At 37.4% G+C, this 22,258-nt stretch carries 21 protein-coding genes; 15 read left to right on the forward strand and 6 right to left on the reverse strand.

The window, feature by feature from the left end; translation table 11 throughout:
* The first annotated feature begins 105 nt into the window (after window positions 1–105).
* The 4 genes from AC4G3O_RS07665 to sdaAA all read left to right on the forward strand — a co-directional run bounded on the left by AC4G3O_RS07665 (window position 106) and on the right by sdaAA (window position 3,810).
* A complete protein-coding gene (locus AC4G3O_RS07665) occupies window positions 106–1,089 on the forward strand; it encodes a ring-cleaving dioxygenase (protein ID WP_140461655.1) in 984 nt (327 codons plus the stop codon).
* 307 nt (window positions 1,090–1,396) lie between these two features.
* Window positions 1,397–2,068 (forward strand): helix-turn-helix transcriptional regulator, encoded by a 672-nt coding sequence (locus AC4G3O_RS07670; protein WP_066101283.1) that lies wholly within the window; start codon window positions 1,397–1,399, stop codon window positions 2,066–2,068.
* A 143-nt stretch (window positions 2,069–2,211) separates the two neighbouring features.
* Complete coding sequence (gene sdaAB / locus AC4G3O_RS07675; RefSeq protein WP_066101280.1) at window positions 2,212–2,871, forward strand: L-serine ammonia-lyase, iron-sulfur-dependent subunit beta; 660 nt, start codon at window positions 2,212–2,214, stop codon at window positions 2,869–2,871.
* 33 nt (window positions 2,872–2,904) lie between these two features.
* Window positions 2,905–3,810: an L-serine ammonia-lyase, iron-sulfur-dependent, subunit alpha gene (sdaAA, locus tag AC4G3O_RS07680; protein WP_066101277.1), complete on the forward strand. Its 906-nt coding sequence runs from the start codon at window positions 2,905–2,907 to the stop codon at window positions 3,808–3,810.
* Window positions 3,811–3,903: 93 nt separating this feature from the next.
* Here the strand turns inward: sdaAA and AC4G3O_RS07685 are convergent, their stop codons facing one another.
* A complete protein-coding gene (locus tag AC4G3O_RS07685; protein ID WP_140461173.1) occupies window positions 3,904–5,445 on the reverse strand; it encodes a multicopper oxidase family protein in 1,542 nt (513 codons plus the stop codon).
* 92 nt (window positions 5,446–5,537) lie between these two features.
* On the opposite strand from AC4G3O_RS07685, the gene AC4G3O_RS07690 reads away from it, so the two are divergent.
* From AC4G3O_RS07690 to AC4G3O_RS07700, 3 genes are all read left to right on the forward strand, one after another.
* Window positions 5,538–5,729: a hypothetical protein gene (locus AC4G3O_RS07690; RefSeq protein WP_066101273.1), complete on the forward strand. Its 192-nt coding sequence runs from the start codon at window positions 5,538–5,540 to the stop codon at window positions 5,727–5,729.
* Between the two features lie 41 nt (window positions 5,730–5,770).
* Window positions 5,771–6,310 (forward strand): PadR family transcriptional regulator, encoded by a 540-nt coding sequence (locus AC4G3O_RS07695; protein ID WP_066101271.1) that lies wholly within the window; start codon window positions 5,771–5,773, stop codon window positions 6,308–6,310.
* 559 nt (window positions 6,311–6,869) lie between these two features.
* The gene (locus tag AC4G3O_RS07700) at window positions 6,870–8,519 is read left to right on the forward strand and encodes a catalase (RefSeq protein ID WP_066101268.1); all 1,650 of its coding nucleotides are present in this window, start codon (window positions 6,870–6,872) and stop codon (window positions 8,517–8,519) included.
* A gap of 141 nt (window positions 8,520–8,660) precedes the next feature.
* Here AC4G3O_RS07700 and AC4G3O_RS07705 read toward each other — a convergent pair whose 3' ends face one another.
* On the reverse strand, window positions 8,661–9,236 hold the full coding sequence (locus AC4G3O_RS07705) for a hypothetical protein (protein ID WP_139891399.1): 576 nt from the start codon (window positions 9,234–9,236) through the stop codon (window positions 8,661–8,663).
* 553 nt (window positions 9,237–9,789) lie between these two features.
* Between AC4G3O_RS07705 and AC4G3O_RS07710 the strand changes: the two genes are divergently transcribed.
* Entirely contained in the window at window positions 9,790–10,305 is a 516-nt protein-coding gene (locus tag AC4G3O_RS07710) for a CueP family metal-binding protein (RefSeq protein ID WP_148629480.1), read from the forward strand.
* Between the two features lie 220 nt (window positions 10,306–10,525).
* On the opposite strand, the gene AC4G3O_RS07715 is transcribed toward AC4G3O_RS07710, so the two are convergent.
* Complete coding sequence (locus AC4G3O_RS07715) at window positions 10,526–11,794, reverse strand: hypothetical protein (RefSeq protein ID WP_491136027.1); 1,269 nt, start codon at window positions 11,792–11,794, stop codon at window positions 10,526–10,528.
* Between the two features lie 240 nt (window positions 11,795–12,034).
* Here AC4G3O_RS07715 and AC4G3O_RS07720 point away from each other — a divergent pair, with 240 nt between their 5' ends.
* The 5 genes from AC4G3O_RS07720 to AC4G3O_RS07740 are packed head-to-tail and all read left to right on the forward strand — an operon-like array spanning window position 12,035 to window position 16,602.
* Window positions 12,035–13,213, forward strand: coding sequence for a M20 metallopeptidase family protein (locus AC4G3O_RS07720; RefSeq protein WP_066101254.1), 1,179 nt, complete (start codon window positions 12,035–12,037; stop codon window positions 13,211–13,213).
* A gap of 11 nt (window positions 13,214–13,224) precedes the next feature.
* Window positions 13,225–14,034, forward strand: coding sequence for a VOC family protein (locus AC4G3O_RS07725; protein ID WP_491136028.1), 810 nt, complete (start codon window positions 13,225–13,227; stop codon window positions 14,032–14,034).
* A 22-nt stretch (window positions 14,035–14,056) separates the two neighbouring features.
* The gene (locus AC4G3O_RS07730) at window positions 14,057–15,031 is read left to right on the forward strand and encodes an aliphatic sulfonate ABC transporter substrate-binding protein (protein ID WP_491136029.1); all 975 of its coding nucleotides are present in this window, start codon (window positions 14,057–14,059) and stop codon (window positions 15,029–15,031) included.
* Between the two features lie 15 nt (window positions 15,032–15,046).
* A complete protein-coding gene (locus AC4G3O_RS07735; protein ID WP_066101245.1) occupies window positions 15,047–15,814 on the forward strand; it encodes an ABC transporter permease subunit in 768 nt (255 codons plus the stop codon).
* Between the two features lie 17 nt (window positions 15,815–15,831).
* The gene (locus tag AC4G3O_RS07740; RefSeq protein ID WP_225983666.1) at window positions 15,832–16,602 is read left to right on the forward strand and encodes an ATP-binding cassette domain-containing protein; all 771 of its coding nucleotides are present in this window, start codon (window positions 15,832–15,834) and stop codon (window positions 16,600–16,602) included.
* A 379-nt stretch (window positions 16,603–16,981) separates the two neighbouring features.
* On the opposite strand, the gene AC4G3O_RS07745 is transcribed toward AC4G3O_RS07740, so the two are convergent.
* Window positions 16,982–17,560 (reverse strand): hypothetical protein, encoded by a 579-nt coding sequence (locus AC4G3O_RS07745; protein WP_139891394.1) that lies wholly within the window; start codon window positions 17,558–17,560, stop codon window positions 16,982–16,984.
* A gap of 212 nt (window positions 17,561–17,772) precedes the next feature.
* Between AC4G3O_RS07745 and AC4G3O_RS07750 the strand changes: the two genes are divergently transcribed.
* On the forward strand, window positions 17,773–18,399 hold the full coding sequence (locus AC4G3O_RS07750) for a TetR/AcrR family transcriptional regulator (RefSeq protein WP_066101237.1): 627 nt from the start codon (window positions 17,773–17,775) through the stop codon (window positions 18,397–18,399).
* Window positions 18,400–18,588: 189 nt separating this feature from the next.
* On the opposite strand, the gene AC4G3O_RS07755 is transcribed toward AC4G3O_RS07750, so the two are convergent.
* Together AC4G3O_RS07755 and AC4G3O_RS07760 are read right to left on the reverse strand one after the other, a co-directional pair.
* Window positions 18,589–19,044 carry an SRPBCC family protein gene (locus AC4G3O_RS07755; protein WP_066101234.1) on the reverse strand — a complete coding sequence of 152 codons (456 nt, stop codon included), beginning with the start codon at window positions 19,042–19,044 and terminating at the stop codon, window positions 18,589–18,591.
* Window positions 19,045–19,131: 87 nt separating this feature from the next.
* Complete coding sequence (locus tag AC4G3O_RS07760) at window positions 19,132–20,760, reverse strand: FAD-binding protein (protein ID WP_175354222.1); 1,629 nt, start codon at window positions 20,758–20,760, stop codon at window positions 19,132–19,134.
* An 804-nt stretch (window positions 20,761–21,564) separates the two neighbouring features.
* On the opposite strand from AC4G3O_RS07760, the gene AC4G3O_RS07765 reads away from it, so the two are divergent.
* On the forward strand, window positions 21,565–21,999 hold the full coding sequence (locus tag AC4G3O_RS07765) for a nucleoside 2-deoxyribosyltransferase (RefSeq protein ID WP_066101231.1): 435 nt from the start codon (window positions 21,565–21,567) through the stop codon (window positions 21,997–21,999).
* Window positions 22,000–22,258 lie beyond the last annotated feature (259 nt).

A 22,258-nucleotide genomic window follows, 5' to 3' on the forward strand; every position in this document is an offset into this window, starting at 1 on the left:
AAGGATAATGTCTTCTAAAGAGGGTAATTTATGAGTGATTCCGCTCTTTTTTTATCCAATATCTCGAATTCGAGATAAATAGTTAACGGGGGTATAGATATGATATTGAATGAATTAAAAGGATTGCACCATGTGACTGCCATTACGAGCAGTGCAGAAAAAATTTATGAATTCTTTACAGGGGTTCTTGGTATACGCTTAGTGAAGAAAACCGTCAACCAGGATGATATTAAAACGTATCATTTATTTTTTTCAGATGATGTCGGCTCCCCGGGTACAGATATGACTTTCTTTGATTTCCCTAGTATTTCAAAGGGAATTCACGGGAACAATGAAATTTCGAAAACATCTTTCCGAGTTCCAAGTGACGCAGCTCTAGACTATTGGATTAAACGGTTTGATAAATACGAAGTTAAACATACAGGAATTCAAGAATGGTTCGGCAAAAAAACAGTGTCCTTTACTGATTTTGATGATCAGTCATATCAACTAATTTCTGATCAGAGTAATGAGGGAGTAGCTTCCGGAACGCCTTGGCAAAAGGGGCCTGTCCCATTGGAATATGCTATTACAGGATTGGGTCCAATATTTATTCGTACCTCTAATTTCGATTATTTAAAAAAACTTATGGAAGAGGTTTTGTTGTTTAGAGTGTTAGACAGCCATGAATCTTATCATTTGTTTGAAATGGGCGAAGGAGGCAATGGAGCACAGGTTATTGTAGAACACAATACAACTCTTCCACAGGCACAGCAAGGCTTTGGTACAGTTCACCATGTGGCATTTCGCGTGAATGACCGCTCAGAGCTGAAGGATTGGCAAAAACGTTTGCAGGCATTTAATATACCCAATTCAGGTTATGTAGAACGTTATTATTTTGGTTCACTCTATGCAAGATTGGCACCGCATATTTTATTTGAATTTGCAACGGACGGTCCTGGATTTATGGAGGATGAACCATACGAAACTCTTGGAGAAAAATTATCCTTGCCGCCATTTTTAGAAGAAAAACGAGAACAAATTGAAAGTATAGTTCGATCCATTAATACGGTTCGCAGTACCTTAACGTTTGAAAAAGAATACTTGTAAAGAGTAAGAACAACATAATCGGCAATTCATTATAAGCAACTAAGATGAGATTGAAAACTAAGATACTATTTCAGGGCTAATCGTAAATTTCGATTAGCCCTTTTATCTTTAATAGTGAATCTAGTTTTCTATATAAGGAAGATAGATTATTTGAAAATTGTTACAATATTTTTGTAACTATTACAATTTTATTTAAATTATACCAAATTCATGTTATGATATCTGAGTTAACAAATAAAGCCATTTTTGATTAAATTTTATTTATTTTAGAATGATTTGAAACCGTTTGCGTTTAGGGAGTGAGAGTATGGCGATAGATCCGAATGCACCGATTTTTAATATGGCGATACGCACAGCAGATATGATCGTTAAAATGTTTGGGCCGCGCTGTGAAGTGGCGGTACATGATTTTGCAGATTTAAAAAAATCTCTTGTCTATTTAGCCGGCAATGTTACAGGAAGAGAAATAGGTAGTCCATGTACGGATTTAGTATTAAACGAATTGACTAAACCTGTATCTGACATAGAGGATATTCCAAACTATAAAACCAGATTGATAAATGGAATCACAATGAAATCATCGACCATTTTTCTGCGGGATGTGGAAAATCATGTTATTGGGGCTATTTGCATTAATTATGATATTTCAATGATGATTCAATACGAGGCAGAAATTCAGGATTTCATTTCTTTTACTGAAACAGAAGAGAAGTCTGAAAACTTTTATTCGACCGTACAGGAAGTCATTCAAGATATGGTTGATCAAGTTTTATCCGGTTTTAAGAAACCGCCATCCATGTTGAGTCTAGAAGAGAAAATAGAATGTGTAAGATTATTACAGGAAAAAGGTGCTTTCCTAATTAAAGGTTCAACAGACTATTTAGCATCCGTTTTAGGAGTATCGAAGTTTACAATCTATAATTATTTGCAAAAAATACGCACACAAATAGATTACCAATTAGAATATCAGGTGAAATAAAGGAATCTATTACTTGTCGATTAAGGATTTTTGCACTATTTAGCTAAGCTTCTAATAGAATGAAAGCGATGGGGCTTTGGCTGGAAGTATCTGAAGAAAAGTAAGCTATCTAAAAAGCAGATTGAAAAAAGGAGAAAAACATAATGAAGTATCGATCAGCATTTGATATAATTGGTCCGGTTATGATTGGCCCATCCAGTTCACATACAGCAGGAGCTGCCAAAATAGGAAGAGCAGCCAGAACTATATTTAGCAAACAACCAAAGCGAGCAATCATTTCGTTATACGGTTCTTTTGCAAAAACCTATAAAGGTCATGGAACAGACTTAGCCTTAATTGCTGGTTTACTGGATTTTGATACCTTTGATGAGCGTATTCCAGATGCATATAAATTCGCTGAACAGGCAGGAATGGAAGTTCAATTTCTGGTTGAAGAGGCTGTAGTTGAACATCCTAATACGGTTAAAATAAATTTGTTTGATGATGGAGATAAAAAGTTAGAATTAGTCGGCATTTCCATTGGTGGTGGAACGATTGAGATAACTGAAATAAATTCGTTTAAATTAAAGCTGTCAGGTGGGCAGCCAGCTATATTGGTTATTCACAGGGATCAATTTGGGCTGATATCATCCGTTACAAGTGTATTAGCTAAAAATGAGATTAATATCAGCCATATGGAGGTTTCGCGTAAAGAACGGGGAGACATCGCAATTATGGTAATTGAAATGGATCAAAAGCTCGGAGAAGAAATCATAGAAGAGCTTAGTTCATTGCCAAACGTAAACCATGTAATCCGTATGTAAAATTAAATACTGACAGCAAGAGGAGGAAAGAATATGTTTCGAAATGTGGCCGAGCTTGTAGAGCTGGCACAATCCAATAATGTTAAAATTTCCGAAATTATGATTAGGCAGGAAATGGAAGTGTCCGAGCGATCAAGAGAAGATATTATTGCTCAAATGGATGAGAACCTCGCAGTTATGGAACGGGCGGTAGAGAGAGGTCTTAATGGTGTTAAATCTCATTCGGGATTAACCGGAGGAGATGCGGTGTTATTACAAAACTATATTAATTCAGGTAAATCTCTATCTGGTAAACTTTTATTAGATGCTGTCAGCAAAGCAGTGGCAACCAATGAAGTAAATGCAGCAATGGGAGTTATTTGTGCCACACCAACAGCAGGTTCAGCCGGCGTTGTTCCTGGTACATTATTTGCCGTTAAAGAACAGTTGAATCCGACTAGAATGGAAATGATTGAATTCTTATTTACGACAGCAGCGTTCGGTTTTGTAGTAGCAAATAATGCATCCATCTCTGGTGCAGCTGGGGGTTGCCAGGCAGAAGTTGGATCAGCTAGTGCCATGGCGGCAGCTGCCATAGTGGAGATGGCTGGTGGAACACCGCAGCAATCCGCAGAAGCTTTTGCAATTACTATGAAAAATATGCTTGGGCTTGTATGTGACCCAGTCGCCGGGCTTGTGGAAGTTCCGTGTGTTAAACGAAATGCGATGGGAGCTTCAAATGCAATAACAGCAGCTGACATGGCGTTGGCAGGTGTAACAAGCCGTATCCCATGTGATGAAGTAATCAGTGCGATGTATGAAATCGGAAAGTCCATGCCATCTGCATTACGGGAAACAGCAGAAGGCGGACTTGCAGCCACTCCAACAGGCCGCAGATTGGAAGAAGAAATCTTCGGAAAACCAAAAGCTAAATTAGTAGATTACTTGTTGGCAAAATAATAAGAAGCGTCTGTCCGCATCAAGTTAAGATGCAGGCAGGCGCTTTTTAAATGGTTGTGAGTGTGGTCCTGAAATTTAATGGGAAGGAAACCATTAATCTTCTTTATGTGGATCTATAATCATGTAAGGCCTCATCATGTCATAATCTTCATGTTCCAGAACGTGACAATGCCAAACATACGAGCCGCTATATGGAGAGAAGCGCATGATCAAGCGGGTAATCTCTCCAGGAGGGACAGCAACTGTGTCTTTCCAACCGTATTCATTTGGCTTTGGAGGCTGTGCAGGTCCAGTAAAGATAATGGTTCGATCCTCGTTATAACGATCCAAATCAAATGGCCGGCGATCGAGTATTTGGAATTGGATTAAATGGATATGAATTGGATGAGTAACGTTTGTAAGATTCATTAAGCTCCAAATCTCAGTCGTATCTAATCGTGGTTTTTCTGTCACTGGATCCATCCACATTTTATTATCGAGTAAAAGCAGAGTACGGCTGTATTGGTCGGTTGTACTTACTAATTTGAGGTTGCGAATGGCCGATATATTGTTGTGTTTTAAAGAGGGTACATAGGATAATCTGTTGGGAATATGGCTATTGTCCTGGCTGGAAAGTGGCTGATTTACCCTGAATTGAAGGATATCACCTGTTTGATCAGCTGGGTCTGTATTAGTTCCAAGATTATTTTTTAGCGTGATGGTTTTGCCTTCATATTGGCTAAAATCGACGATGACATCCATTCTTTCTGCAGGTTCAATTAGAATGCTGTCCATCATTACTGTTTTTGGCAATAAACCGCCATCAGATCCAATTTGATAAAAAGATTGTCCGGAATCAAGTTCCATTTGGTAACCGCGTGTATTCGAACCATTCAAAATACGAAAACGATATTTGCGTGGCTCCACTTCTAAAAACGGCCATACCTTCCCATTTACAAGAATAGTATCTCCAAGAAAGAACGGTCTGATGGAAGGGTTTGGTAAACCTTCTGCGGGATTATCCGGCTGGCTTGGATAAAATAAAGAGCCGTCATCGTTGAATGTCCGGTCCTGTATCAATAGGGGAATTTCAAAAGAACCGCTTGGCAGTTTCAGCGATTTTTCCTGTTCATCCCGAATAATATACATTCCGGCAAGACCGGCATATACATTCAGTCTGGTAATGCCCATGGCGTGATCATGATACCAGAGGGTAGCTCCACGCTGATTGTTTGGATATTCATATACTTTTCTTGTGAAAGCTTCGCCAACTTCCTTGAAATTATTTGTAAACCAGGCATCCGGGTATCCATCACTATCGGGACGGGTTTCGCTGCCATGTAAATGTGTAACTGTTCGAACCTCCGGCATATGTTCTAGATGATGGAATGTTTTATCGACAGGGAGAAAATGCTTGTCAGGAAGATTATTCTTCCATTTAACCTTTACAACCTCCCCCTGCTTGGCTTCTATAGTAGGCCCGGGATATTGGCTGTTATAACCCCATAAGCGAGTTGGCGGTAAATCTCGGTGTAGCTTTTGTTGAAACTCCTGCATTCTTACTTCATAATATGTTCCGCCTCGACCATTCTCCTTGGGATTCAGGGTTTTCATAATTTGGAGTGGATCCACGAACTTTTCCAGTTTTGGACTCATGTTGTCGGTCTCCTTTTTCACAATATACATTAGACTATGATGAACAGGATGGTTTGAAGTGGTCATTTGGACTAGTAAAGAGAGATAAATTAGTGAGAATAGCGGAGCGGCGATTGTTTAAAGAAAATGCATTAAAATTTTTAGCAATAAAAAAGGGAACAACAGACTGGCTGAAGTTCCCTGAATCTATTTATTTGAGTACCTTCCACAAATCAGTTCCAGTTGAGAATGATGAAGCAATAAATGAAACCGAAAATGAGAAGACTGCTGAAATGCCTGCTTAATTTTGCTAAAATAAAGATAATTATGCTGAAGGAGCTTAGAAATGGCTATCCAAATCTTTATATTAAGCAAACTAATGGAGGATAATAATTATCCTTATAAATTAAAAAAGCAGCTTTCAGAGCCAATTCCATTGGATCAATTAGGTGGATTAACAGAAAGCAAACTGTACTATCACTTTGAATCGTTGGCTAAACAGGGATTGGTTGAACAAGTTGAAGTTATAAAAGAGGAACATCGTCCAGATAAACAAGTTTTTGCGATTACGGATAAGGGACGTGAAGAGCTTCCTAAGAAAATATACAAACTGTTGGAAAATGCCGAGGATATCAGTGATATGGTAGTAGGTATTGCTAATATCAGGTATGTCGATCGTGATCGGGTTCTAACTATTCTTAACAAGAAATCAGAGCATATCCGTGCTCAATGGATGCATATTAAAGATTTTGAAAAAAAGGTTGAAGTAGACGAGGAAAACAAGAACCTTGTAGAGTTTATAGGGGAGTATGTGACTGCTAGAGTAGATCATACTATTTACTGGTTGGAAGAGTTAATCAAACAGATCAAACAGAGGAAAATATAAATTAACAGGAACTATATTTTTTTGAAAAATTACAAAAGATTTGGAGATTTTAAGGCACCACAAATGTTAGAGTCTACTAACAATTGTGGTGCCTTTTATATGCTGCCTAATAAAGTGTTGGCGATACCTATCTAGAAGGAGAGGTGTTCTATAAAAATGAAATATAGATTGGTCAGCTTCTCACCAATAAACTCCTATATTTTATTTCTACTAGAATTGGACACAAAGATTTTCTCATTTATAAAGGTACATATATTTATGGTTCTTTTATCTACTTCACAGAATTATCATTCACCATACAACATTAGATAACTGCTGTTATTTAAAATTCTGGTAGAAATATAGGATAAATTTCATGTGTTTTTTTTGAAAAAAGAGGTTTAAAACTTAGAAATACCATATCATTTGCAATCTTTTTAACCTGTAATTTATAGTAATAATAGAAGTTGTTTATAATTATTATAGATTGAAATTAATTCCAAAGATGGTACTCCTTAATACTGTATATTCATCATACAGGGGGTTATAAGGAGAGCTATTAAAAGAGGAGGTTTTCAGTATGGCAGAGAACAAAGATCATAATGGTTCAAAGAAAGAAGAAATGAAACGCGAGACTTTGACAACTCGTCAGGGCCATCCAGTAACGGATAACCAAAATATCCGCACAGTTGGAAATCGTGGACCGGCAACACTTGAGAACTATCACTTTATTGAAAAGATTTCCCACTTTGACCGTGAGGAAGTACCTGAGCGTGTCGTTCATGCTCGTGGTGCAGGAGCATTTGGATATTTCGAAACATATGGAAAAGTTGGCGATGAGCCAGTAGAAAAATATACTCGTGCAAAAGTATTTTCCGGTGCTGGAAAACGTACCCCATTAATGGTTCGTTTCTCTACAGTGGCAGGTGCAAAAGATTCATCTGAAACAGCACGTGATCCACGTGGATTTGCTGTTAAAATGTATACAGAAGACGGTAACTGGGATTTGGTTGGGAACAACCTTAAAATTTTCTTTATCCGTGATGCAATGAAATTCCCTGATATGATTCATGCATTTAAAGTAGATCCAGCTTCAAACGTGGCAGATCCTAGAAGGATGTTTGATTTTGTTTCCCGCACACCTGAAGCAACACATATGATTACATTCCTATTCTCTCCATGGGGTATTCCAGCAACATACCGCCACATGCAGGGATCTGGTGTAAACACGTATAAATGGGTAAATGATAAAGGCGAAGCAGTGTTGGTTAAATATCACTGGGAGCCAAAACAAGGAATTCGTAACTTGACTCAAGAGGATGCAGATTCTATCCAGGCTAAAACAACTGCCCATGCAACACAGGATTTATATGAAGCGATTGAACGTGGAGAATACCCTGAATGGGAGTTATATGTACAAATTATGGAGGATGATTATCATCCTGAACTTGATTTTGATCCTCTTGATGATACTAAACTATGGCCAGAGGACAAATTCCCATGGTTGCCAGTTGGTAAAATGGTATTAGATCGTAATCCGGTCGATTATCATGCTGAAATTGAACAAGCTGCCTTTGGTACTGGAGTTCTTGTAGATGGTATGGATTTCTCAGACGATAAAATGCTGCAAGGACGTACATTCTCCTACTCTGATACACAACGTTATCGTGTAGGACCGAACTATCTTAAATTGCCAGTGAATGCACCAAAAGTGCCAGTTCGCACTAATCAGCATCGCGGCCAAATGGATGTTCGCGATCCAAAAGAATCCGGAGATAATCCGCATATTAACTATGAGCCATCTATGGTTGGCGGATTCCAGGAAGCAAGTAAAGAAGAACGTCCGCAACACCGTCCAACATACAATGCTGCAGTCATGAGTGAACCAATTGACCGTCCTAACAACTTTGGTCAAGCAGGTGAAACATATCGCAGTTTTGAGGATTGGGAACGTGATGAGTTAATTAACAACCTATCCAATGCTCTTGCAATTTGTGATAAACGTATTCAAGATGCCATGGTGGAATACTTCACTCAAGCAGATGAAGAATATGGACGCCGTGTAAGAGAAGGCATTGAAATGAAAATGAAAGAATTAGCAGAAATGAAGGAAGAATCTGCAGTACCAGGCCGTGAAGCAGGTAAATCCAGATTCGGTCAAGGTACGGCAGCAGCAATGGAAGCAACAAAAGATGCTGTGAAGAAAAGCCATGAGGCTGATCCATATTAATAGATGAACTAAAAGGAACTGCCAGTCAATTTGACTGGCAGTTTTTTAATGACGATTTGTTATTGAAGCAATAGAAGTAGTTAGAGATAAATGATAGAAAGAGAGAATTCCCTTTATTAAATCGCCTTCCCAATATGATAATTAGGAACTTTGGTTTTCAGAATCTTCATACATGATTTCGTTCATATCTTCAATCAATTGCTTCAAGTCTTCCTGATGTCTTAATGCAGCAAAACGCAAAGAAGATACAAATAGAGGATAAATATAAGTGAGGCTGATAAATTCTAGATAATCATTGAGATTACTGGCCTCTTCGGGATCTATAGCCACCCCTGTTGAAATCATATAATCATAATCTTCTTCTGCAGCATAAGCGATTTCAAACATTTGGTGACCAGCATCATTATTAGCTTGTTCTGCCACTTTTTCCATTTCCTCCATTAAATAATCAATATTGACGCTTAAATAGAGGGCAGCTTGCGGAAGGAAATTATAATCAGCATAGAGTACTAAACAACCGTCTCCTTCACCTTCTTCCCAGATTGGATACAGGGTAGGTGATAATCCTGGAAAGGGAAAATCGGGTACTTCCTCAAAATGAAAATATGTTTGCTTAGCTCTTTTCCCATAGCTTACTAGATCTTCATAACTGATCTCTTCAGCCAGTTTTCCACTAACAGAATTTCCTTGCCCAGTTTTAATCATCGCTCTTTTCATTAGCCTTCCACTCCTTTGTAATTTGTTCGTTTATCCCTTTTTCCAGCGTGCTAATCATAGAAAATATTGAACATGTGTTTGGCAACAAATTAAAACTACTGAGGTGTTTATCTCTAGCTCATCTTTAAAAAGCTAAAATCTAACCGAAATAAACGTCATTTCATGGGATAGGAAGGAATGACTTTTTTAGTGATGTAGTATTGTATTTTAAATTGATTGGCAAACTTATGTAAGATCCTCAAGGAGTACAGTCTAGCAGAGCAAGATTGCTAAGATTTGTATTCTCATTTGTTAATATATGTAATATTATGACATCTGAGAAATCAAAGATAAAGAGAATCTACGAAAATCAATCAATATTATGGAAAATATTTAACTAAAATAGATAGCATTATAAAATTGTAAAAGAATTGTTGGTATACGCTGGCTTGCAAAACCTTGTGAGGGCTCTTTCATTTTTTAAATGACTATAAATGTTAACAATTACAGAAATATAAATCTATTAGTATGTTAAAATATTCCTGTATAGAATTAGTGTACAGGAGTTGAAAAGATGAAAAAAGCTTTATTTATCATGATCAGTTTATGGTCCATTTTTTTGTTGATGGGATGTAATTCGGAAGAGGAAAGTAAAGAAGAAGGACAGGATATAAGGGAAATGGTTCAAGATTATAGTACGGGGAGTTTTGATAATGTCTCTGCGTCCATTACATCACATAAGTTAATTGTGAAGGATGATAAGGAGAAGTCTTATGATCTTCCTGCGGAAGAGTTTTTTGTTTCCATTGCACCCTATGTTAAAGAGACTCATCCATGTGAAATCCACAGTTTAACAGGCTGCCAGGGGGAACTGGTTAATAAGGATTTCAATGTATATATTCAAGATGAAGATGGCAAGGTCATTGTTGATGAAACCATGACTTCCTTGGAAAATGGGTTTATAGATATATGGTTACCACGGGAGAAAACATATCAGGTAAGAATTAACTATGGAGAAAAAACATCTGAAACGACGATTTCTACCTTTAAGGACGACAATACCTGCATTACTACAATGCAATTAATATAGGTGTCTATTCAGAAATATGTTTGAGATTAACTATCCGCTGATTTTTTTATCTATACAAATATAAAAGTAGAGAGTGAACTAAAGGAAATAAATTGGGAATTACAACAAAAATTCAAAAAAAATCTACAAAGATTCCACCCCATAAGCAAAAGTAAAATCCGCCAATTTAAACGATGGGCGGATTTTTTATATCAATGATTTATCTATTTGGTTACTGTGCTTACAAATCATTTAACGAGATAATATCCCCGCTCGAGGCGCGTACTCCATAATGACAATCTAATAGTCCGCATAATATATATTTATTTTGCTGAGAATCAAAGACATAACGAGGTGTCAGCTCAAAATGATCTTTAATTTTTTGATAAGCTTCGTTTTTATTGACCAAAACTTCTTCTGAGCAAGAAAAATGACCAAATTGATCAATAAAAGGCTGATTATCCATGTAATTAATAGCTTGCAAACTCTTCGCATCAAAAATAATCATAAGCTTTCTATGAAAAACACATTTAGTGTCTTCTTGATTTAATCGTAATATTGCGTGGATGTATCCTTGATCACGGTGTAGAGTTTTCAGTGTCCAATTTCCTGTTTCATTTGAGTATACCTGGCGCAAAAATTCAGTGACCCCTACTATACATTTTTCTTCCTCAGCTTTACTAATTGGGAATGAATCCGGGCTCTGCTCATTGGATATTGCTTGCTCGATTGTTACATCCCAACTCAATTTAAGTTCCTGTCTTTCAAATGGTTTGAGGTTGGGTTCATCCCAATATATGGGTTTATTTATTTCTAAGGGTCTCATATCTTTGTTGAAATCTAATGGGATTACAGATTTCTGTTCATTTGTAACATAAATTTCCTCCACGCCATAAACGGGGATGAGTTGTTCCGATTCAAAGGATGGGAAATTGAGTAACTTTAATTGTTTCCATGCAAGGTGTTCTATTGATTCAAGAGATAGTGTGTATACTTCTTTCTTTATCATTTCATTGGGTGGAAATAGACCGTGTTTAGAGTAGAGGGTGAGGTTACCATTATGATCTACAATCACTTTAATATGACCCGAGGGAGAAAAATATATATCTTCAAAGCATGCTTCAAAGTTAAATTCCCCATTTTCTTCTTTATGCAATTTAAAGTGCTTCCCATATGACAAACCAGTTTCTTGTTCAATCCAGTTTACAACGGTGTCTCTATTAACTTCAGTAAATCTAAAGCCGTTTGCATAAGAAATGTCACCTACAAAAATTACTCTCTCATATCTTAGGCTATTAATATCTAATTTAATAACTGCTGTGCCCTCAGGGTTAAGTTCTTCTTCCTCTTGTTCCTCCACATGATTAGGAAACCACTCCATTTCAAGAAAATATACCGTCTCATTTAAGATATTTAACTTGCGAGATAATGAATGTCGTTTCAAATAATAATTATCCAAACCAAATTTAGCTCTGGTAGAATCAATTAATTCGTTTATTTTTATATTCATATTTTGCACCTACCCCTTTATAATCAGAACGCATATTACCTTAATTATACAGAAGAGTGAGCTTTAGGTTATAAATTATTAATTCTTCGATTATTAGTAATAACAGTAATTCATACAAAACATAGCTAATTAGTTGGAATTGACTATTGACGTAATGTTTGGATAAATTGTAAGATTATTCTTAATCATTAATTTGATAGCTCGGATTTAAAAAATTTAAGCAGTATTTGAGGTGTTCAAATGACAGAACGATTTTATGACCAATTAAGTAAAGATTTTGAGGAAATGGTTTCCTGGAGGAGATATTTACATCAAAATCCGGAATTGTCATTTCAAGAGTCCAACACTGCTAAATTCATTGCAGATAAGCTGCGAAGCTTTGGGATCAACGTGAAGGAGCAGGTTGGAGGAAATGGAGTGATCGGTGTTATTGAGGGCAATCATCCGGGAAAAACCATTGCTTTCCGAGCTGATTTTGATGCTTTACCAATCCATGATGAAAAGAACGTTGAGTATAAATCAAGTGTTGACGGAGTCATGCACGCTTGCGGTCACGATGGACATACATCGGCTTTACTTGCGGTAGCGAAAGTATTAAACAATCATCGCAATCAATTAAAGGGGAAAGTAGTTTTATTATTTCAACATGCGGAGGAGAAGCCACCAGGCGGTGCAAAATTTATGATAGAAGAGGGTGCTTTGGATGGTGTGGATTTCATCTTTAGTGGGCATCTTGCGACTGATTTGCCTGTGGGGAAGATAGCAACAAGACCGGGTCCTGTCATGGCATCTGTTGACGCATTTAAAATCACCTTGCAGGGGGTAGGAGGGCATGGTGCAAGACCGCATCAAACCATTGATACTGTAGCAATTGGGAGCAGGTTGGTTACTAATCTGCAGGAGATAGTCAGCCGCCGTGTTGATCCAGTTGAACCGGCTGTTGTAACGGTTGGAAGCTTCCATGCTGGAAATGCCTTTAATATTATTGCAGATTCGGCCGTTTTGGAAGGAACTGTTCGCGCTATGAACTCGAATGTTCGTCAACAAATCGAGTTCGAAATTCGTGCCATTCTGGATGGGATGAAGGTTGCTGATAGAATTGAGTATTCATTAGAGTATATCCACGGATATCCAGTCCTGGTCAATCATAAAGAGGAAGCCTTATTAATTGAAAAATTAGTAAAAGAAACGATTTCTTTGGATGCCTTTGTTGAAAAAGACATCGTCCTTGGAGCTGAGGATTTTGCTTATTATCTGGAAGAGAGACCAGGGGCATACTTCCATGTTGGAGCACATAATGAACAGGCAGAAACACAGTTCCCTCACCATCATCCGCGATTTGATTTTGATGAAAAGGCATTGCTGCAGTTAAGCCGTATTTTTCTACAATTAGCTAATCATTATTTAGTAACAGACTAGGGGGAAGATTTATGTTTCAATTTGACCATCTTGTTCACTTTGTTAATAGCCCAGTAGAGGCAATAGAGCAGTTTCGCGATGTTGGCTTACACGCTGTTGAAGGCGGTAAGCATGAGAGTTTAGGTACATATAATTCTCTTAGTTATTTTGATTTAAGTTACATAGAATTGATCGGTGTTTATGACAAAGAGGCAGTAGTATCTTCCTCCGGTATGAAATATAGCTTAAGGGAAACATTGAAGAACGATCAATTCGTAGAAGGATTATCAAGGATCGCGCTGCGTTCCAATGATTTAGAAAGTGTTGCGGAGAGGTTTCGTCAACATGGAATGGATGTATATGGGCCGCACCCGATGAGTCGAAAAAGACCCGATGGAAGTGTGGTCAGCTGGAAGCTATTATACGCAGGGAAACAGGGAGCAAAACTAGATTTACCATTCTTTATTGAATGGGATCAAAAAGACGAAGAACGCAAACAGGATTTAAAAGATCGATCTGTCATCGCAAAGCATGAAAAAGGTGACATTCATTTATCATACGTAGGATTTGCTGTTCAAAAGCATGATGAAACAGCGAAAAAATGGGCTGAATATTTAGATTTGCAGGAAGGAGAAACCTTTATCGATTCTTCATTGAATGCTACTGGAAAAAGGCTGCATGTAATGGGTGGAGATATTGTTTTATTTAGCCCGAATGGAGAAGGCCGTGTATCCGACATTTTAAATAAAAGAGGAGAAAAGCCATTTTTAGTCCAATTTAGCGGTGCCGGACAGGATGAAGAGGTCCAAATTTCAAAAGCAATCTATAGATTTTCAAAATAAATGAAGATAAGGGTGGGGACCTATGAAAAAGCGTACATCAAACTACTTAATCGGAATTCTATTACTGGTTGGTGTATTATTCATCACTGGATGCGGAAAAGAAAGTTCAAGTAACGCTTCAAAAAATGGAGATAAAGAGATTACGATTGGCTATCAAAAAGGGAATACACTACATATTTTAAAAGAATCTGGCTATCTGGAAGATACCTTGAAAGAAAAAGGGTACAAAGTGAAATGGGAAATATTTACACATGGCGGAACATTGTTAGAAGGATTATATGCCGGTGCCATTGACTATGGACACGCTGCTGACGGATCCGGAATCTTTGCTCAAGCCTCCGGTAAACCACTTGTATATGTAGGGGCAGATGCACCAAATCCTGAAGGTGTTGGATTGATGGTTTTAAAGGAATCAGGGATTACTTCGATTGACAAGTTAAAAGGAAAAAAGATAGGGGTTTTAAAAGGTGGTAATCATCATTATTTAGCGGTACTGGCAATTGAAAAGGCCGGTCTGTCGGTTGATGATGTGGAGTGGGTATATCCGGAGGATGCTGCGCAGGGAAGATCCATTTTTGAAACGAAAAAAGTGGATGCTTTGGCATCCTATGACCCATTCTTTGCTGCTGCTGAAGTTGAATTAGATACGATCACATTTACAGAAAACGTGGATTATCAATATCCCAATCGTACGTTCTACTATGCAACGCCAGACTTTGCGAAAGAGCATTCAGATTTAGTTGATCTTATTTTAGAAACTACAGATAAATCAGACCAATGGGCAAATGAAAATAAAGATGAAGTAGTCAAGATTATGTCCAAGGCATTGGGGATTGACGAAAAGATCGTGAAAAAGCAGTTGGATCGTCGAACATTCGGAGCAACGAAATTAACTCAGGAGATTGTGGATACACAGCAAAAACAAGCTGATAAATATTTTGAAATTGGTTTGATACCGAAAGAACTCGATGTTTCTAAAGATATGCCAATCAACTAAAAAGGAATGAAGACAATGAATCATAAAATAGTTAGGAATATTGAGCCCTGGATTATTCCAGTTATCATCCTGATTGTCTGGGAAGTCGTCGCCAGATTAGAAATTGTTAATGCTTCCCTTTTTCCTGCCCCTATCAGTGTATTAATTAGTGGTTGGGAGTTACTCGCGAGCGGTGAATTGGTCACTCATATTGGGGCAAGCTTAGGGCGCGCTGTTGTTGGGATGGTGATTGGCGGACTAATCGGTTTTGCACTTGGTATATTTAATGGCCTTTCAGATCGCTCCTATCGTTTAACAGATACGAGCATTCAAATGCTACGCAATATACCGCACTTAGCATTATTGCCGCTCGTCATTGTTTGGTTGGGAATTGACGAAGGTGCAAAAATATTTCTGGTTGTATTAGGTGTGTTGTTCCCTGTCTATGTTAATACATTCCACGGCATTCGTAATGTGGATCCAGGACTAGTTGAAATGGGGAAAATGTATAAATTAAAGGGATGGAGATTATTTAAGGAAATTCTTCTGCCTGGTGCACTTCCTTCCATCTTCGTTGGTTTACGATATGCTCTCGGTGTAATGTGGTTAACCTTAATCGTTGCTGAAACAATTCCAACACAAGTAGGAATTGGCTATTTAGCAACGAATGCAAGGGAATTTATGCAAACGGATATCATTATATTAAGTATTGTAATCTATGCGTTACTGGGTAAACTGGCAGATATCATTGCCCAATTAGGTGAGAAAAAAGCGCTGAAGTGGAACGTAAGCTACAACAAATGAAGGAGGAGGTGGTAAGAGTGAGTAAGCTGGCAGCTGTAAAGTGGGAGAGTCAGAAAGAAATAGTTAATGATCAGGCGATTCAGATTGAAATCAATGATGTTAGCAAGCAATTCGGTGACAAAGAGGTATTAAAAAATATACAGCTAACCATTGAAAAAGGAGAGTTTGTAGCCATCATTGGGAAAAGTGGAAGTGGGAAAAGTACGCTTTTAAGACTTGTCGCAGGACTAGAGACTTTAACAAGCGGAGAACTGCTATTTAATGGAGTAGCATCCAATCAATCAACTGCCAATGTGACGATGATGTACCAGGATTCAAGATTGTTGCCATGGAAAAACGTTGTTGATAATGTAGGGCTCGGTCTTGATGGGAATTGGCAAGCAAAAGCAGAGGAAGTGTTGGACGCAGTTGGCTTATTATCGTTCAAGGATCAATGGCCGTCTACATTATCAGGAGGACAAAAACAACGTGTCGCTTTAGCGCGTGCGCTCATTCATGAACCATCTTTGCTCATGCTGGATGAACCATTAAGCGCTCTTGATGCATTTACAAGGATGGAAATGCAAAATTTAATCGAAACCCTCTGGCAACGAACTGGATTTAATGCTTTACTCGTCACTCATGACGTAAGAGAAGCAATTCGTCTGGCAGACCGGATAATCCTTATACAGGATGGTTATGTATCAATGAATGTAAAAGTCGATGCACCTAGACCGCGACAATTTACAGACAATAAGTTAACGTTATTGGAGGATAAGGTCCTGCAGCGAATTATGCAGGGGGAGTAGAAATAAAGCACGTCATTATTTTGGGGAATAAACTTGAAGAGATAAACGGTATAATCAAACAACTAAAATGTAGAACAATAAAGAATTTATAAAAATGAAATTATATTGCTATTTGATGGATCTCCCCAAAAGTTAAAGTTGGATTCTAACTTTTGGGGGTCATTTTTTTGGAGAGGTCTTCTTCTACTATCTTGTATCATCATGTAAGATCTGTGAAGTAACTTAAACCAGAAGTTATATGTTGCGGTTACTCACGGTAATTCAGTATAAAACGTGGAATATCAGAAAAACAGGTTCTTAACTGGTGTGTATATTCGGTATATCTTCAAGCACTGTATACCAATTACTATGCAGTAATCTGTTGCTATGTCCTAAAGAGTTAAAGGGCTTTATCCTGACTCTTTACATCCTCATTAAGTGCATCGTATTTGATGACTCCGTTCTCTGCCATTAGAATATAATTATCTGGATTTGCAGGGTTGAGCAGGAACACAAGGTATTCTGGTCCCAGTTCACCACTAAGTTTAGCTATTGAGTCAGCCAGATAGTTCCAGTCGTCCTTCGACATTTTACCGGTTAAAATCATTTCCATTTCCACAATAAAGTTCGGATCGGTCGGCAGAATCAGGAAGGCTTTTAATTCTGCGTTGTACTCCACCTTGGCAATTCCTTGGTATGCGTCTTGAAGGATTGACAGAGCGACTTGAGGGTCAATGGACCCCTTTTGTACTGGGGGAGGGGCTTCCTCTTTAGGCTCCACGGCTGGGGGAGCTTCTTCTTTAGGTTCCTCAATTGCAGGTGCCTCTTCTTTAGGCTCTTCTACTGAGGGAGCTTCCTCTTTAGGTTCCACTGCTGCAGGAACTTCTTCTTTAGGTTCTCCCTTCGGCTTAACTACCTCTTCTTCACCACAAGCAACCAACAGACCAACAAGACCAGCAAAAAGAATCAGTTTTTTCAAGCTATATTCCTCCTTCTGAAAATACGTTATTCAGTTAGGGGATGTTTTGCTCATCACTTTCGACTATTTCTGAACTGCTTGTTTCAACATTTAATTAAACATTTCAAGCTAGTTGTTATTACACTTTATGGCATAGTGTTATGGAGTGTATATAACCTACTAACGGCCTTCTTTTAATAAAAGTAGTATAATATTGTTTGGTGGGTGATGAAATGGATAAAAAATTGGAGAGACGCAAGAGGATGGTTAAAGCTGCTAAAGAATTATTTGCAGAGCATGGTTTTGAAAAAACAACCATGCAGAAAATTGCAGATGAATCTGGTGTAGGTGTGGCAACTCTATTTCGTTATTTTCCGAAAAAAGAGCATTTAATTATTGAAGTTATAAAAGAAGTCATAGAACAACAGGTACCAATTTTTGAGAAAATTATAGAATCTAACAAAACGGGTATAGAAAAAATGGATGACGTGCTAACTGCTTATATTATGTATATAAACGAAGAAAATAGCATATCATCAAAACTTTTGGAAGCTTTCGAAGTTTATATTGCATTTATCCAAATTGAAGTTGGATTGCTAGAAGAAATACATAAGGCCTACGGGAAAATTAGCGGCATCATTTTAAAAATTATTAATGAAGGTAAGAAGGATGGAAGCATACAGCTTTCACAAACCAATGAAGTGATTATAAGTACGATCATGAATATGTTCGGAACTGCTGTAAAGAAATATTCATTATATTCTTTAATACCAGAGGATGTTTTTATCTCTGCTCCTAAAAAGGAAAATTTAATTATAGTAAAGGATATAATTCTATCATACTTACAAAAAGGGAAGTAATAAGGGTTCCGTTATTTGAGATGTATGATTTATTAGTTTTTCTTATAAAATACTGCACAATAAATATTGTCATCATGGTTTCAAACTATGAAAGAAGAAAAAAAGACGCGTAATTTACACGTCTTTTTTTCTATCTTTTTATGATAAACAATCCTAAATAGAACTTTATATATGGGTAGATCGCTTCTATTATTTTTTTACTGTATTAATTTCAAGTAATTTATCTACAATTGCATCTGTTAGTTCCTGTGCTGTCTGTGGAACAAATTTGGTTAGTATTTGATTGACCATTGCACCCATCATACCGCCAGCAGTGATATCAAGATGTCCTGACATTTTAGTTGTCTTTTCGTCAATGACTTCGGCACGGAAATAGCCTCCGCCATTAAAGTTATCAGACAAACCTTTTAGATCAAAAATTACTTCGGATGGTTCATTCCATTCTTTAATATCGATTTGGAGCTTAACTGTCTTTTTCATAAACCCTAAGTCACCCTTGAATGCCCAAGTAGATTGGCGTTCACTTAAAATTTCATGGTCGATATATCCTGGAACAAGTGGAGCCCATTTGTTCATGTCATGAACAAATTCCCAAATTGTTTGAATATCTAATGGTACTTCAACTGTATGTGTTCCTTGTGGCATGATCTGCACCTTCCCGTTTCTGTATGGTTGTTTTATATGGTTATTGACGCAAATGAGTCATTATCTAAGAAAGTCTTTGTTTTTTTATTATGAATTGGCTGCGTGCTGTCCAGCTAAGAAGCCAAATACCATAGCAGGCCCGATTGTTCCGCCGGCACTTGGATAAATTGGGCCAAGTGGATTTCCTGAAGCATTTCCGGCAGCGTATAAACCTTTAATTGGTTCACCATTAAAGTTAACAACTTGTCCATTTTCATTGATTTTTGGTCCGCCATTCGTACCGAGTGCACCTAAATAGATAGGTAATGCGTAAAATGGACCTTTTTCAATTTTGCCTAGGTTTTTCTCAGGACTTCCGCCGCCATTTGTTAAGGCTTCAAACTGTATCGTACCGCGGTGGAAATCAGGGTCTTCACCTTGCTCACAATATTCGTTCCATTTTTGAATCTCCATTTCCAAACCGTCTGGATCAACACCAATTTTTTCAGCTAGCTCGCGAATAGTATCAGCTTGATCTACCCATTCAGGTGCAGGATCACCAGGTGCCATAGTAATAATGAGTTCGCTATCTTTTAGCTGTTGGTCAAAAATCATCCAGTTTGGTCCTTTGTTTGGAAACTCTACTTTTACTGGATCATAATTAAAGAAGGCTCTTGGCATATCGTTATAGGTTGTTCCTTCATGGACGAATCGGCGTCCGTATTTATTCACGATGATAGAGTTTGGACCATTACGGCCACCACCTAGCTGCGCCATTACATTATCTTCATATTCAAATGTTGGATCCACCATTGCTGGATACCACCATGCTTCACTCATATTTTCAAGTGCAGCGCCAGCCTTCATAGCCATTAAGAGTGCGTCTCCTTCATTACCAGGAGGGGTAACTGGATGAGTGAACTCAGCTTTTAAGAAGGCTTTGACTAATTGTTTATTCCATTCAAATCCGCCTGATGCTAGAATTACTCCTTTGCGTGCAGCGAAACGTAAAATTTCTCCATCTTTTGTTTCAGCGACAATTCCGACTACTTGTCCATCCTCGTCCATAATTAGCTCTTTACCAGCTGTTTCGATTAAGGTTTCGACGCCGCGATCCAAGCATGCTTTAAATAAAGAAGCGACTAATGAGCGACCCATAGTAACAATATTATTTTGCATACGCTCAGCCACTAACTGGAAGTCAATTCCTCCAACGGCTCCGCCTTCTTCTAATGTCAGAGGAGGGAAAATTGGGTTTTGACGGACTAATGAACCCCATTCTCCAATTTCATTTAAATCAAATGGAGCAGGGTCTAATGAACGTGTCCCATGTTTTAATGCCTCATCCATACGTGCATAATATTCTGGATAAGATTTTGGAGAAACAAATTTGACAGGAGTATGATCATCTAAAAACTTAATGATTTCATGTCCTTTATCTACAAAAGTTTCAATCATAGAATCTTCTGCTCGGCCAAGTGCTAAGCGTTTTATGAAATTAATAGCATCTTCACGATTATCTTCATACCCTTTTTCTTTCATATAATGATTAAGTGGAATCCAAGGAACTCCACCTGAAAAAGCAGTTGTTCCACCGATTTGATGGGTCTTTTCTAACACAAGAACCTTGGAACCGCTTTCAGAAGCGGCCACAGCAGCTGTCAAAGCGGCGCCACCAGTCCCTAAAACGATTACATCTACTTCTTTGTCCCAATTAGTAGGTATTTTACTAGACAAAAAATCATCCCCTTTGCCATTTTTGATAGTGACACTATCAATAAATTGATTATCACCGATAATTCTAATTATTTCAAGTTATTTGTCTAATTTGTGAAAAAAATAATTTATTATGTTTCTAGAATGCAAAACTCCAACCTTATCAATAGTGGGATAAGAACAATAGAACCATCGGAATATGTCTTTTGGACTATGTGGTAGAGAGAATATTACAAGGGTAAGTGGTATAAACATGAACTAAGTTGTTTAAATGGTGAATAGGGGAGTTTTAAATTGAAGGAGAGGGGTAGCTTTTTTATCACATTATTACATATTTTGATATGCTTAATGGTGGTAGGACTCTTAAATTTTACTGTTTCAACCGGATAGAGTGATGTTGGATTGCCAGGAGAAGGATTATTAAAAACTTATATCTCTATAACATTTTGTGCACAGCTGATGATTCAAGTTCTTTTCTATCTTATCTCTCGTTCAGTTAAAAGGAGAGGACATTCAACTTTTATAAATATTTGTTCTATATTCTTAATTACAATTAGTTTTTTATTTTATATTTACTATATTATAGCGAGTTTTATTTACTATTAATAAATAAAAACTCATTGAACAACGGTAATTATTACTCAATTAGCTGATCATATCTTCGACCAAGCCAGTGCCGATTAGAAGTTTTTTCAGGACAATCTATGAATAGTAGAGTGATTTTTCCAATATATATATATGAATTAGTAGTTGATCAATGCTTGTCATTTGATTCATATTCAACTATAATTCCTCTGTTAAAAAATAAGTTTTGCGGAGGACAACATGAATTTAAAAGGCAAGAAGATTTATTTAGCAAGTGGTTGGTTTAACGATAATCAGGCACAGCGACTTTCCAAAGCAGAAGAAGTTCTGCGAAATATGGGCTTTGACGTATTTAGTCCAAGAGAGCATCAATTTAAGGAATATGTGTATAATACACAGCCTTGGCGAGATGTAGTTTTTAAGAATGATGTAGACCATGTAAAAGATGCAGATCTCATTTTCGCGATATATGATGAAACAGATTCTGGGACAATGTTTGAGATTGGGTTAGCTTATTCAATTGGTAAACCCATCTTTGTCTTCCACGAGAAAGAAGAATATTGCAACTTAATGATCACAGAATCATTGCAAGCTTATTTTAAAACGTGGGAAGAAGTGCAGAACTATGATTGGACTACTTGCCCATTGATTCGTTTTGAAGGAGAAGTAGAATAAGCATTTTTGCTAAGTAGTAAACTATTAATAATATGAATATCATTAAATTAAAAGCCGGTCTAAGACTGGCTTTTTTTATTTATGAAGCAAAAATATCATTCTCTATTTTTCCAAGACATTTGAAAGAAAAAGATGAAACTTATGTCTGCATTATCGTTAATTTTCAGGTAGTAGATGATTATATGGAGTATTAACATGATGTCCTAAAAATAAATTTCAAAAAGATAGAGGGAATAAATCTACAAGTAGATTTATATGA

The sequence above is a fragment of the Bacillus sp. z14 (2026) genome, from assembly GCF_058313575.1.

Coding starts and splice junctions, on each gene's coding strand:
- AC4G3O_RS07670 (WP_066101283.1), top strand. CDS start 1,397: ATGGCGATAGATCCGAATGCACCGATTTTTAATATGGCGATACGCACA.
- sdaAB (WP_066101280.1), top strand. CDS start 2,212: ATGAAGTATCGATCAGCATTTGATATAATTGGTCCGGTTATGATTGGC.
- sdaAA (WP_066101277.1), top strand. CDS start 2,905: ATGTTTCGAAATGTGGCCGAGCTTGTAGAGCTGGCACAATCCAATAAT.
- AC4G3O_RS07685 (WP_140461173.1), bottom strand. CDS start 5,445: ATGAGTCCAAAACTGGAAAAGTTCGTGGATCCACTCCAAATTATGAAA.
- AC4G3O_RS07695 (WP_066101271.1), top strand. CDS start 5,771: ATGGCTATCCAAATCTTTATATTAAGCAAACTAATGGAGGATAATAAT.
- AC4G3O_RS07700 (WP_066101268.1), top strand. CDS start 6,870: ATGGCAGAGAACAAAGATCATAATGGTTCAAAGAAAGAAGAAATGAAA.
- AC4G3O_RS07705 (WP_139891399.1), bottom strand. CDS start 9,236: ATGAAAAGAGCGATGATTAAAACTGGGCAAGGAAATTCTGTTAGTGGA.
- AC4G3O_RS07710 (WP_148629480.1), top strand. CDS start 9,790: ATGAAAAAAGCTTTATTTATCATGATCAGTTTATGGTCCATTTTTTTG.
- AC4G3O_RS07715 (WP_491136027.1), bottom strand. CDS start 11,794: ATGAATATAAAAATAAACGAATTAATTGATTCTACCAGAGCTAAATTT.
- AC4G3O_RS07720 (WP_066101254.1), top strand. CDS start 12,035: ATGACAGAACGATTTTATGACCAATTAAGTAAAGATTTTGAGGAAATG.
- AC4G3O_RS07725 (WP_491136028.1), top strand. CDS start 13,225: ATGTTTCAATTTGACCATCTTGTTCACTTTGTTAATAGCCCAGTAGAG.
- AC4G3O_RS07730 (WP_491136029.1), top strand. CDS start 14,057: ATGAAAAAGCGTACATCAAACTACTTAATCGGAATTCTATTACTGGTT.
- AC4G3O_RS07735 (WP_066101245.1), top strand. CDS start 15,047: ATGAATCATAAAATAGTTAGGAATATTGAGCCCTGGATTATTCCAGTT.
- AC4G3O_RS07750 (WP_066101237.1), top strand. CDS start 17,773: ATGGATAAAAAATTGGAGAGACGCAAGAGGATGGTTAAAGCTGCTAAA.
- AC4G3O_RS07755 (WP_066101234.1), bottom strand. CDS start 19,044: ATGCCACAAGGAACACATACAGTTGAAGTACCATTAGATATTCAAACA.
- AC4G3O_RS07765 (WP_066101231.1), top strand. CDS start 21,565: ATGAATTTAAAAGGCAAGAAGATTTATTTAGCAAGTGGTTGGTTTAAC.